We start from the raw sequence: 11,580 nt of genomic DNA, 5'->3' as shown, positions 1-11,580 counted from the left end.
CACGAATAATAACTCTTTGTTAATGTAGTTCTTCTGTCTCATATTCCTAAAAACCCACCCCCCGGTGCTCGCCCCCCCCCCGGCCCGCCCCCCCCACCCCGGGGGGGCAGGGCCAGTTCGTCGTGTCCACGATGGACACCCGAGCTCGCTGTACGAAGTCCCGCCCCGTCGCGCGACACCGCCCGCTCCGCGCAGGACCGAGATCACTCCGATCTTGGCCGATGCGGTCGTACCGGTGTACAAGATCTGAACAGTTGAGGGCGAGAAGTTCGGTTCACGCTCAGCACGCGTGAAATTTCGTTCGGCGATGCGACGGGAGACGGCATGTCACAGCCAGGCTCGGAACACCACGGCGTGCCAGCGGAGGGCATGGGTCGGCGGAAGTTCCTCGGCTTCCTGGTCGGAGGCACCAGCCTGGTCGCCGCCGCCCACGTGGGCCTGCTGGGCTCGTCGGCGGAGGCGGCCCCGGTCACCACCCCGGTGCCCGCGGACCTCTACGACCTCAACGACCTGCTCACCGCGGCCGCGCAACCGACCTCGCAGCTGATCAAGGTCGAGGTGCACGAGGACGGCACGGCCTCCTTCGAGATGCCCCGCGCCGAGGTGGGCCAGGGCATCACCACGTCCATCGCGATGATCATCGCCGAAGAGCTCGAGCTGCCGCTGGAGAAGGTCAACGTCACGCTGGCGCCCGCGCGGCCGGAGCTGGTGTGGAACCAGCTCACCGGCGGGTCGAACACCATCTTCGCGATGTACACCCCGGTCCGGGTCGCCGCCGCGCTGGCCAAGCAGGCGCTGCTGGAGGCCGCCGCCGTCCTGCTCGGCGACACCGTGGGCAGCCTGCAGGCCAAGGCGGGCGAGATCCTCGGCAGCGCCGGGAAGAAGCTGTCCTACGGCGAGGTCGTGCCGCGCGCAGCGGTGTCCAAGACCACCGCGCGCGAGGTGCAGCTCAAACCGGAGTCGAAGTTCCGCGTCATCGGCACGTCGCAGGGCCGCAAGGACGCCGTGGCCGCGGTGACCGGGCAGAAGAAGTTCGCGATGGACCTGGAGGTCGACGGCGCGCTGCCGGCGATGATCTGCCGTCCGCCGACCGTCGGCGGCAGCCCCGAGTCCGTGCTCAACGCCGCCGAGGTCAAGGCGATGAACGGCGTCACGCACGTGGAGAAGGTGCCCAGCGGCATCGCCGTGCGGGCGCACACCTTCGGCCAGTGCATCGACGCCATCCGCGCGCTCAAGGTGAAGTGGAAGCCGGGCCCGGTCGAGAACTCGTCCGACGAGTCGATCCGCGCCGAGCTGAAGTCGGCCGAGCTGCCGATGGCGGTGCCGCACCTGCCGGTGCTGGCCGAGACGATGGACTTCGACTTCACCTTCCACTTCCGCAGCGGTTCCCCGCTCGAACCGAACTCCGCCGTCGCCGACGTGCGCGACGGCAGCGCCACCATCTGGGCCTCGGCGAAGTCGCCGATCGCGGCCAAGCAGGAGATCGCCGCGACCTTGGGACTGCCCGCCGGCAAGGTGACGTTCAACGTCGTCGAGGGCGGCGGGTCGTTCGGCCGGAAGCTGTTCTTCGACGGCGCGCTGGAAGCGGCGATCGTCTCGAAGGCGTGCAAGGCGCCGGTGCGGTTGATGTGGCACCGCGCGGACGAACCCCGGCAGGGGCGCTCGCACCCGATGGTGACGGCCCGGGTCCGCGTCGCGCACGTCGGCGACGAGGTGCTGAGCTTCGAGCACCGGCACACCGGGGTGGCCGTCGACTTCACGCACGGCTTCGGCGAGGCGATCACCGCCTCCATCGGCACGATCCCGATCGCCGGCAACCTCAGCCTGGCCGAGACGATCTTCGAGACCACCCAGTTCATGCCGTACAACTTCGGCGTCATCAACCAGAAGCTGATGGAAACCGGTGAGCGCGACCGGTTCCCGACCAGCGCGGTCCGCAACGTCTACTCCCCCGACGTGCGCGCCGCCAACGAGCTGGTGGTCGACCAGATCGCGAAGAAGCTGGGCAAGGACCCCTACGAGTTCCGGATGGCCTACCTGCGCAAGGAGCGGGTCAAGAACGTCCTGAAGAAGGTCGCCGAGGAAGGCCAGTGGGGCCGGAAGATGCCTGCCGGGATGGCGCAGGGCATCGCGATCCACGAGGAGTACAAGGGCGCTTCGGCCTGCCTGGTGGAGATCGACTGCCGTCCGGAGACGGTCAACCGCAAGGTGCGCGACGCGGTGACCGGTCCGCTGGTCACGAAGGTCACCTTCGCCATCGACCCCGGGCTGGCGATCAACCCCAAGGGCGTGGAAGCGCAGATGCAGGGCGGCATCTCCGACGGGATCGCGCTGGCGCTGACCAACTCCAGCCACCTCGCCGACGGCCACTTCCTCGAGGCCAGCTGGGACAACACCGCCTACACGCGGCAGTGGAACACCCCGCGCGACATGCGGGTCTTCGTGGTGCCGACGGACAACCCGCCCGGTGGTGCGGGCGAAGCCGGCGTGGCTTCGGCGTTCGCCGCGACCGCCTGCGCCTACACCCGCGCGGTCGGGAAGTTGCCGCAGTACTTCCCGATCAACCACAACGATCCGCTGCACTTCGAGCCGAAGTCGTTCGTCCCCCCGGTTCCGGAGTCGCCGACCGACGGCCTGAGCCACACCTACTGAGTCCTGGAGGTCCTAGCTGATGCCCACCCACACCTTCAAGGTCAACGGCGAGACGGTGACGGTCGAGGCCGAGGACGGCGAGCGCCTGCTCTGGGTGCTGCGCGACCTGCTCGGCATCCGCGGTCCGAAGTACGGCTGCGGGATCAACGTCTGCAAGGCGTGCACGTCGCACATCAACGGCAAGGCGTTCAACCCGTGCGCGGTGCCCGTCGGCGAGATCTCGGCCGACGACGAGGTGACCACGATCGAGGGCCTGCCCAAGACGGTCGGCAAGGACCTGCACCCGATGCAGGAGGCGTGGATCGAGCACGACGTCGCGCAGTGCGGCTACTGCCAGCCGGGGCAGATCATGGCGGCCGTGGCCAAGGTGAACCAGGCCCGCCGGGAGGGCCGCGACATCGACGATTCGCTGCTGGACGAGATCCGCAACGTCTGCCGGTGCGGCACCTACTACCGGATCCGCGAGGCGATCAAGGCGGGCGCGGAGAAGATGTGACAGCTGCTGGGCTTGCCCGTTCAGCCCCTCGTCGAACGGGCAAGCCCAGTGCTCACCGGGTGTTCCGCAGCCAGTTGCGCGCTGCTTGGACCCCTTCGGCGGTGATCTGGTGTCCTCCGGGGTGCCAGTGGGCGGTCACCTCGGCGGAGCGCTGTTCGAACTCCGCGACGAGTTCCTTCGCGGATTCCTCCGGTGCCATCGGGTCGCGCGTCCCGTTCGACAGCAGCACCCGGGTGCCGCTCAGGTCGACGGCGGGCGGCTCGGGCACCGGCAGCATCGCCGCGAACGCGACGACCTCGGTGATCGCGTCGGGGCGCAGCAACGCCGTCGCAGCAGCGATGTTCGCGCCGTTGGAGAAGCCGACGGCGACCATCCGCCGCTCGTCCAACCCGTAGTCGCTGCGCGCTCCGAGGACGAAGTCGGCGAGCTGGTCGGCGCGGACCGCGACGTCCTCGTGGTCGAAAACGCCTTCGCGCAGCCGCCGGAACCAGCGCGCCATGCCGTTCTCCGACACCGGCCCGGCAGGAGCGAGCAGGGCCGAGTCCGGACTGATCTCCTTCGCCAGCCCCATCAGGTCCTCCGGGCTGCCACCGGTGCCGTGCAACAGCAGCAGCACCGGCGCATCCGCGGATCCTTCGACGAAGCGGTGTCGCAAGGTGTTCATCGCCGCGCAGCCAGCCTTTCGGCGACCTCGGGGTTGTTCTCGTCGGGCAGGTCCAGCTTCGGCAGCGCCGCCTGGATCTCCTCGCGCTTGGGCTCCAACCACGGCGGCAGCTTCAGCGAGCGGCCCAGTTCCAGCAGCGGCTCGTCCACGCCGAAGCCGATGTCGTCGGTGGCGATCTCCTGCAGGACCCCGCCGGGCTCGCGGAAGTAGATCGAGTGGAAGTACTGGCGGTCCAGGATGGACGTCACGTCGTACCCCTTGCCGACCAGCTCTTCGCGCCAGGCCAGCTGGGTCGCGTCGTCCGGCACCCGCCAAGCGATGTGGTGCACCGTTCCGCCCGCGACCAGACCGCGCGGCGCGGCCGGGTCCACCCGCACGTCGACCAGCGCGCCCGGTCCGCCGTCGCCGGCGGCGAAGCGCAGCCGGTCGCCGTCCTGGTGCAGGAACCGCAGCCCCAGGTCGTCGACGAGCGTGTCGGCGGTCCCGGTCTCCTCCGCGACGGTCATCGTCACCGAGTGCAGGCCGCGGATGGCGTGCTCGCCCGGCACCAGCGGCGTGTCCCACGGAGCGCGTGGGTCGGGCTGCTGGTGGGCGACCAGGGCGATCGACAGGCCGTCGGGGTCGCGGAAGCTGAGGGTGTCCTCCTCGTCGGAGGTCATGACCCGGCTGGTCTGCACACCGGCGGCTTCGAGGTGCTGCTTCCACCAGCCGATGGAGTTCGCCGGGACCGAGAAGGACGTCGTGGTCGCCTGGCCCGTGCCGAGCCGGCCGTTCGCGACGCCGTCCCACGGGAAGAAGGTCATCAGCGAGCCCGGCTTGCCCTCGCCGTCGCCGTAGTACAGGTGGTACGTGCCCGGGTCGTCGAAGTTGACCGTGGTCTTGACCAGGCGCAACCCGAGGGTGCGCAGGTAGAAGTCGGCGTTGCGCTGCGGGTTCCCGCCGATGGCGGTGACGTGGTGCAGGCCGCTGGGACTGATCGACATGACCGCCTCCTGCGGTTCGTGGGTGGACTCGCGGTTCGGGTGGGGGTCGGCTGGGCATCCGGCCTCAGGTCACCGGATGCCCAGCCGATCGATCAGGCGCGGCCGTTCTTCAGGGCCTGCGCGACGCCGACGACGCGGCGCGCCTGCACGGCCGCGGCCTTGCGGGTGGTGTCGTCGACCTGGTTCGCACCCTGCGCGTCGACGTGGCTGGTGCCGTAGGGGTTGCCGTCGGCGAACTTCGCGCCGTCGGTGTAGCCCGGGGCGACCACGATGCCGCCGAAGTGGTGGAAGGTGTTGTACAGCGCCAGCAGCGTCGACTCCTGGCCACCGTGGGTGGTCGAGGTCGAGGTGAAGCCGCTGTAGACCTTGTCGGCCAGCTGGCCCTGCGCCCACTGCCCGCCCAGGGTGTCGATGAACTGCTTCAGCTGGGACGAGATGTTGCCGAAGCGGGTCGGGGAACCGAACAGCACGGCGTCGGCCCACACCACGTCGTCGGCGGTGGCCTCGGGGATCTCGCGGGTGGCGTCGACGTTGGCGCGCCACGCCGGGTTGCTGTCGATCGCCGCGTCGGGGGCGAGCTCGGTGACGCGGCGCAGCCGGACCTCGGCGCCCGCGGCCTCGGCCTCGGCGGCCAGGGTCTTGGCGATCTCGGTACCGATACCGGTCGACGAGTAGTAGATGATGCTCAGCTTCACGGCGTCGCTCACGGCAAACAACTCCTGTTCACAGGACGGGCGGGGAACGCCCCATCAACCTCTTACGCGGCAGACGCTACCGCGCTCATCTCTTCTGCGCAAGACTTATCCGAAGAAGAATCTTCCGGTAAGCTGTGACCAGGAAAGAAGGAGGCGCACGTGAACGAGAAGGGTTCTCCCAGCAGCCGGACCGACGACGAGGTCATCACCTGGTGGGGGTTGGTCATCGAGGGCTACCACGCCACCCAGGAGCGCCTGATGAACGAGATCAACGACCGCGTCGAACTGGCGCCCGGTTCGTTCGACATCGTGATCAGGCTGCTGCGCTCCCCCGACCACCGGCTGCCGATGACCCAGCTGGCGGCGGAGGCCGCGCTCAGCAGCGGCGGCTTCACCAAGGTCGCCGACCGCCTCACCAAGGCCGACCTGATCCGCCGCGAACCGTGCGAGACCGACCGCCGCGTCACCTACGCGACCCTCACCGAGCACGGGCTCGACGTAGCTCAGCGCGCCCGCACGGCCTGCGCCGAAGTGCTTCGCGAACGGGTGCTGTCACCGCTCGCCGCGGAACGGGCGGGAGAGCTCGCCGAAGCCATGCGCACTCTGCGCACCACGAACGCACCGTGAGCACTTTCCGGTGCTATAGCGACGAAAAGTGCTCACGGGTCCGTGCTGATCAGCCGCGCTTCTGGTTGGCCATCTCCTGAAGCCTGGCGAAGGCGGCGGATCGGGGTTGCTCGACCGGCGGCACCAGCGGTTCCGCCTCGTCGAGCACCTGCGGTTCACCCATGAGCGCGATGCGGTCGTGGTCGATCCGCCGGTACTGCTGGACCAGCTGCACGCCCGCGGGGCGGCCGAGCTCGTAGACCTCGGTGAACACCGCCCCTTCCTGCTCGCCGCCGTCCAGCCTCTCGCCGCCCCAGACCAGCGCGACGAACATGGCGGTTCGGTCGACCGCCGCGAGCTGCTCGCGACCGAGGTCCAGGCCACCACCCACCGTGGGGCCGTCCTCGTCGTCGACCAGGCTCCACATCTCGGGCGAGCCGTCTTCGCCCACGACCGCGGCGAACGGGGTCATGACGGCCGGCTCCGGCTCCAGGCACTCGATCCCGATGCCGATCACGTCCAGCGCGAACCGCTTCGCTTCCGAGCTCAGGTGGGGGAATTCGACCCGCTGCCGGTCGGCCGGCACCAGCGGCTCCACCGCGTCGTCGAACAGCATCGGGTTGCCGATGAGGACGATCTCGCCGCCGCGGCGCTCGTAGCGCTGGCACAGGTGCACGCCCGCCGGGCGGCCCAGCTCGTAGGCCTCGACGAACACCGCCTCGGTCCGGCCGCCGTCGCCGGTGAAGTAGCCGTCGTGGACCAGCGCGACGCAGTGCGGGTCGTCGTCGAGTTCGCGGAGCTTCCGGCGGCCGAGGGCCACCATGTCCTCCTGCGTCCACGAGTCGTCGTCCTCGTCGCCGATGAACTTCGCGATCCCCTTCTCGCCGTTCTCGCCCAGGGTGGCCGCGAACGGGATGAACGGGCCCTCGCCCTGCTTGACGTGTTCCACGCCGAAGTCGACGGTCTCGAAGAGGAACGCGGTGGAGGCGTTGTCCAGGTTGTGGAGCGTGGGGCAGTCGGCCGGGTTCATGCGCATCTCCGGCCTTTCCGGGGGTGCAATCGGGATTCGTTGATCAACACCCCGGTCACGCTAGCAGCGACCGAGTTCCGCGGAGGGCGTTTTCGGGAGCTCGGTGAAATCCACAGTGGACGCGGTGGTGACCTGGCCGCCCACCGCGCGCAGCAGCGGTGGGCGGCCAGGGGTTGAGCCGATTCAGAACCGTCAGAAGGCGTGCTGGTTCACGTTGGCGTTGTTGAACGCCGTCACGTCGACGTCACCGAAGCAGGAGTCGTTGTCGACGTCGACATCGACGTTCTGCAGGACGTCGAGGTCCTGGTCGATGTCGCCGAAGCCGCCCCACCAGCCGCCGCCGAGGGCCTTGCGCTCCGGAAGCAGCTCCACCGACAGGTGTTCGAACATGGTTCCCCCTAGTTCGCTTTCACGAGAATTCCGACAGCGGCAGCAGCCGCTGACGGGAAGTACGCCAGACACCCGTCACCACCCCGTCACAGCCCCATCACCCCGAATCGCGGGACATCCCGGACAACCCGGCACTACGCTGCGCGTTCGCAATGTGACCAGGCCAAACGAAGGTTTGAAGACGCGCACATCGATGAATCGGATGAACTCCGGAACCACGATCGGGTTCCCTCGCGCCGGGCCCTGACCTACACTATTCCAAGGAAGATTGGAGTAACGGTGGGTGACCGGGACGCGAGGAATGCGCTGTTCGACCAGTTCGCCCGCGTGGGCAAGGCGCTGGGCAGCGGGAAGCGGCTGGAACTGCTCGACCTGCTCGCGCAGGGCGAGCGCACGGTCGAGGCGTTGGCACGCGCAGCGCAGCTGGGCACGACCACGGCTTCCGCGCACCTGCAAACGCTCAAGCAGGCGAACCTGGTCGCCACCCGCCGCGAAGGCACCAAGATCTACTACCGCCTCGCCGGGACCGACGTGGCTGCGCTGTACGCGCTGGTGCGGACCGTGGCCAGCACGCACCTGCCCGATGTGGCGGCGGCCCGCACCGCCTACCTCGGCTCCGACGACGCCGAGCCGGTCAGCCGCGAGGAACTGCTCCGCCGGGCCGAGTCCGGCGACGTCGTCGTGCTCGACGTCCGCCCCCGCGAGGAGTACGAAGCCGGGCACATCCCGGGCGCGGTGTCGATCCCGGTGGACGAGCTGGCCGACCGGCTCGGGGAGATCCCGGTCGATCAGGAGGTCGTCGCCTACTGCCGCGGCAGCTTCTGCGTGCTCTCCCACGACGCTGTGCGGCTGCTGACCGCCCACGGCCGCAGCGCCCGGCGGCTCGCCGACGGAATGCTCGAGTGGCAGCTGGCCGAGCTGCCGGTGGAAACGACCTGACGACCAGCCGACCCCACGCGGCGATCCACCGAATGCGAGGCACCATGACCGACGACTTGAGCCGTGCTCAACGCGACCACTGGCAGTCCACCTACCAGCGCAATCCCCACATGTACGGCTACGAGCCGTCCGAACCCGCCAAGCAGGCGGCCGACGCCTTCCCCACCGGCGGCACCGTCCTCGAACTGGGCGCCGGGCACGGCCGCGACAGCCTCCACTTCGCCCAGCGCGGATTCTCCGTGCACGCCATGGATTTCAGCCCGGACGGCCTGGCCCAACTCCGCGGCCGCGCCGAGCAGGACGGGCTGATCGACCGCATCACCACCACCGTCCACGACGTCCGCACCCCGATCCCGCTCCCCGACTCCAGCGTGGACGCCGTGTTCGCGCACATGCTGCTGTGCATGGCGCTGTCCACCGAGGAGATCCACGCGCTGGTCGCGGAGGTCCGACGAGTTCTGCGCCCCGGCGGCACTTTCGCCTACACCGTGCGCCACACCGGCGATGCCCACTACGGCGCCGGCATCGCGCACGGCGACGACATCTACGAGCACGGTGGTTTCGCCGTGCACTTCTTCGACCGCACCCTGGTCGACTCCCTCGCGCAGCAGTGGACGCCACCCGAGGTCCACGCCTTCGAGGAGGGCGGTCTGCCGCGCCGCCTGTGGCGCATCACCCAGACCAAGCCACGCTGATCCCGCCCCGGTCCCCCGACGCACCGGTGGAGCCGCCTGCCCGAAAGGCCTTGCTGTGCCCGCTGCAGTTCATCCAGCCCAGAAGCGCATCCTCGCCGTCCTCGTGGCGACCCAAGTCCTCAGCGGAGCCGGTCTCGCCGCAGGCGTCACCGTCGGGGCGCTGCTGGCGCAGGAGATGCTCGCCAGCACCAGCCTGTCCGGGCTGCCCAGCGCGCTGTTCACCATCGGCTCCGCTGCCGCCGCGGTCGTCGTCGGGCGCGCCTCGCAGCGATTAGGCCGCCGCGTCGGGCTTTCCGTCGGCTACGCCGCTGGAGCGGTGGGCAGCGTCGGGGTCGTCATCGCTTCTGCCGCCGGTAGCGTGCCGCTGCTGTTCCTGTCGCTGTTCGTCTACGGCTCCGGCACCGCGACCAACTTGCAGGCCCGCTACGCCGGAGCCGATCTCGCCGCACCGCAGCACCGGGGCCGGGCCGTGAGCACCGTCCTGGTGGCGACCACCGTCGGATCGGTGGCCGGCCCGAACCTGGTCACCGCGACGGGCCGGTTGGCCGATTCGCTGGACATCCCGCGGCTGGCCGGACCGTTCATCCTCGCCGCGGTCGCCTACGCGGCGGCTGCGGCGGTGCTGTGGATCATGCTCCGCCCCGATCCCCTGATCACCGCGCGGGCCATCGCCGCCGAGGAGCAGGAATCCGGCGGGCGAACACCGGACGCGGACGGCAATCGCGCGCACCTGGTGCTCGGCGCATCCGTCATGGTGCTCACCCAGCTCATCATGGTCGCGATCATGACCATGACGCCGATCCACATGCAGCACAACGGCCACGACCTCGGCGCCGCCGGCCTGGTTATCGCCGTGCACGTGGCCGGGATGTACCTGCCGTCCCCGTTCAGCGGGCTGCTCGTGGACCGCTTCGGACGCCTGACCGTCGCCGCCGCCTCCGGCGTCACCCTCCTCGCGGCCGGTCTGATCGCTGCCTTCGCGCCACCGCATTCCACCGCCCTGATCGCCCTGGCCCTCGGTCTGCTCGGCCTGGGCTGGAACTTCGGCCTGATCAGCGGAACCACGATCATCTCCGACACGGTCCCGCTGGCCACCCGGGCCAGGACCCAGGGCAAGATCGACGTCGCGATCGCCCTCGCCGGGGCCGGCGGTGGCATGGCCTCCGGCCTCGTCGTGGCCACCACCAGCTACGCGACCCTCGCGATCATCAGCGGAGTCCTGGCCCTGGCCGTGATCCCAGCAGTGGCCCGAACCGCCCGCGCCTGACCTCCCACCACTCCTCCGCGGCCCCCGGTCTCAGCCATTTGACTCGCGCGGCAACCTCTTGCATGGAAGATACTTGAGGAGTACCGTCAGCGGCATCGCCGCGGAGCGCGGTATTCGATGCATGCACATGCAAGTTGGAGGGATTCCGATGCCAGCGATCACGGTGGGCGACGTTCTGACCCTTCCCTCGGTCGGAGAAGTGCAGCCGCAAGCCCGGGAGCGCGAAGTGGTCTCGGTGACCACCGCTCCGCGCGGTTACGAGGGCGAGGGATTCCCGGTCCGCCGCGCCTTCGCGAGCGTGAGCCTCGCTGCGCTGGACCCGTTCATCCACATGGACCAGATGGGCGAGGTCGAGTACGCACCCGGCGAGCCCAAGGGCACGCCGTGGCACCCGCACCGCGGTTTCGAGACGGTCACCTACATGCTCGACGGGGTGTTCCGCCACCAGGACTCGCACGGCGGCGGTGGTCTGATCACCAACGGCGACACCCAGTGGATGACCGCGGGCGCCGGGCTGCTGCACATCGAGGAGCCGCCCGAGGAGATCGTGATGAAGGGCGGCCTGTTCCACGGCATCCAGCTCTGGGTGAACCTGCCGTCCCAGCAGAAGATGACCACCCCGAAGTACCAGGACATCCGCGGCGGCGAGGTCGCCCTGCTGCGTTCGCCCGACGGCGGCGCCTACCTGCGGGTGATCGCCGGCGAGGTCGCCGGGCACGCAGGACCGGGCAGCACCCACACGCCGATCACGGTGGCGCACGCGACGCTCTCCCCCGGCGCCCAGCTCCGGCTGCCGTGGCAGCCCGACTACAACGCGCTGGTCTACGTCCTGGCCGGGTCCGGCTCGGTCGGTCTCGACGGTCGGCCCATCACCGCCGGGCAGCTGGCGGTCTTCGGCCCCGGCGACGTCGTGAGCCTGGGAGCCGACCGGACCCAGGAGAGCCGGAGCCCGGAGATGGAGGTGCTCGTCCTGGGCGGCCGCCCCATCCGCGAACCCATCGCCGCCTACGGCCCGTTCGTCATGAACACCAAGGAGGAGGTCTACCAGGCGTTCGAGGACTTCCAAGCCGGGCGGCTGGGAACCGTTCCCTCCGACGACCACCCGGGCCACGACGTCCTCTGACGGTGACACGACGCGGCGCGGAACGGGCTTGCACCAGCCC

At 69.6% G+C, this 11,580-nt stretch carries 12 protein-coding genes; 7 read left to right on the top strand and 5 right to left on the bottom strand.

Annotated elements, in window-relative coordinates:
- Positions 1-324: 324 nt before the first annotated feature.
- Complete coding sequence (locus ABTZ89_RS27445; protein ID WP_351049907.1) at positions 325-2,652, top strand: molybdopterin cofactor-binding domain-containing protein; 2,328 nt, start codon at positions 325-327, stop codon at positions 2,650-2,652.
- A 19-nt stretch (positions 2,653-2,671) separates the two neighbouring features.
- Positions 2,672-3,148 carry a (2Fe-2S)-binding protein gene (locus ABTZ89_RS27440; protein ID WP_270953752.1) on the top strand — a complete coding sequence of 159 codons (477 nt, stop codon included), beginning with the start codon at positions 2,672-2,674 and terminating at the stop codon, positions 3,146-3,148.
- 52 nt (positions 3,149-3,200) lie between these two features.
- On the opposite strand, the gene ABTZ89_RS27435 is transcribed toward ABTZ89_RS27440, so the two are convergent.
- The 3 genes from ABTZ89_RS27435 to wrbA form a co-directional block, all read right to left on the bottom strand.
- Entirely contained in the window at positions 3,201-3,812 is a 612-nt protein-coding gene (locus tag ABTZ89_RS27435; protein WP_351049904.1) for an alpha/beta hydrolase, read from the bottom strand.
- Positions 3,809-4,795: a ring-cleaving dioxygenase gene (locus tag ABTZ89_RS27430; RefSeq protein WP_351049901.1), complete on the bottom strand. Its 987-nt coding sequence runs from the start codon at positions 4,793-4,795 to the stop codon at positions 3,809-3,811. The genes ABTZ89_RS27435 and ABTZ89_RS27430 overlap by 4 nt, the downstream gene beginning before the upstream one ends.
- Before the next feature lie 92 nt (positions 4,796-4,887).
- The gene (gene wrbA, locus ABTZ89_RS27425) at positions 4,888-5,502 is read right to left on the bottom strand and encodes an NAD(P)H:quinone oxidoreductase (protein WP_351049898.1); all 615 of its coding nucleotides are present in this window, start codon (positions 5,500-5,502) and stop codon (positions 4,888-4,890) included.
- A 147-nt stretch (positions 5,503-5,649) separates the two neighbouring features.
- Here wrbA and ABTZ89_RS27420 point away from each other — a divergent pair, with 147 nt between their 5' ends.
- Positions 5,650-6,117, top strand: coding sequence for a MarR family winged helix-turn-helix transcriptional regulator (locus ABTZ89_RS27420; protein WP_270953748.1), 468 nt, complete (start codon positions 5,650-5,652; stop codon positions 6,115-6,117).
- A gap of 49 nt (positions 6,118-6,166) precedes the next feature.
- On the opposite strand, the gene ABTZ89_RS27415 is transcribed toward ABTZ89_RS27420, so the two are convergent.
- Together ABTZ89_RS27415 and ABTZ89_RS27410 are read right to left on the bottom strand one after the other, a co-directional pair.
- Positions 6,167-7,126 (bottom strand): hypothetical protein, encoded by a 960-nt coding sequence (locus ABTZ89_RS27415; protein WP_351049895.1) that lies wholly within the window; start codon positions 7,124-7,126, stop codon positions 6,167-6,169.
- Positions 7,127-7,318: 192 nt separating this feature from the next.
- Entirely contained in the window at positions 7,319-7,516 is a 198-nt protein-coding gene (locus ABTZ89_RS27410; protein WP_270953746.1) for a hypothetical protein, read from the bottom strand.
- Positions 7,517-7,795: 279 nt separating this feature from the next.
- Between ABTZ89_RS27410 and ABTZ89_RS27405 the strand changes: the two genes are divergently transcribed.
- From ABTZ89_RS27405 to ABTZ89_RS27390, 4 genes are all read left to right on the top strand, one after another.
- Complete coding sequence (locus ABTZ89_RS27405) at positions 7,796-8,455, top strand: ArsR/SmtB family transcription factor (RefSeq protein ID WP_351049892.1); 660 nt, start codon at positions 7,796-7,798, stop codon at positions 8,453-8,455.
- Between the two features lie 44 nt (positions 8,456-8,499).
- Positions 8,500-9,150, top strand: coding sequence for a class I SAM-dependent methyltransferase (locus ABTZ89_RS27400; RefSeq protein WP_351049889.1), 651 nt, complete (start codon positions 8,500-8,502; stop codon positions 9,148-9,150).
- Positions 9,151-9,205: 55 nt separating this feature from the next.
- Positions 9,206-10,417: an MFS transporter gene (locus ABTZ89_RS27395; protein WP_351049886.1), complete on the top strand. Its 1,212-nt coding sequence runs from the start codon at positions 9,206-9,208 to the stop codon at positions 10,415-10,417.
- Positions 10,418-10,565: 148 nt separating this feature from the next.
- On the top strand, positions 10,566-11,540 hold the full coding sequence (locus ABTZ89_RS27390) for a pirin family protein (RefSeq protein ID WP_351049884.1): 975 nt from the start codon (positions 10,566-10,568) through the stop codon (positions 11,538-11,540).
- Positions 11,541-11,580: the final 40 nt, after the last annotated feature.

It is taken from the genome of Saccharopolyspora sp. NPDC002686 (genome assembly GCF_040295745.1).
Lineage (GTDB): Bacteria > Actinomycetota > Actinomycetes > Mycobacteriales > Pseudonocardiaceae > Saccharopolyspora > Saccharopolyspora oryzae.
The sequence above is the reverse complement of the archived record's forward strand: the minus strand, read 5'-3'. Positions and strand labels throughout refer to the sequence as shown.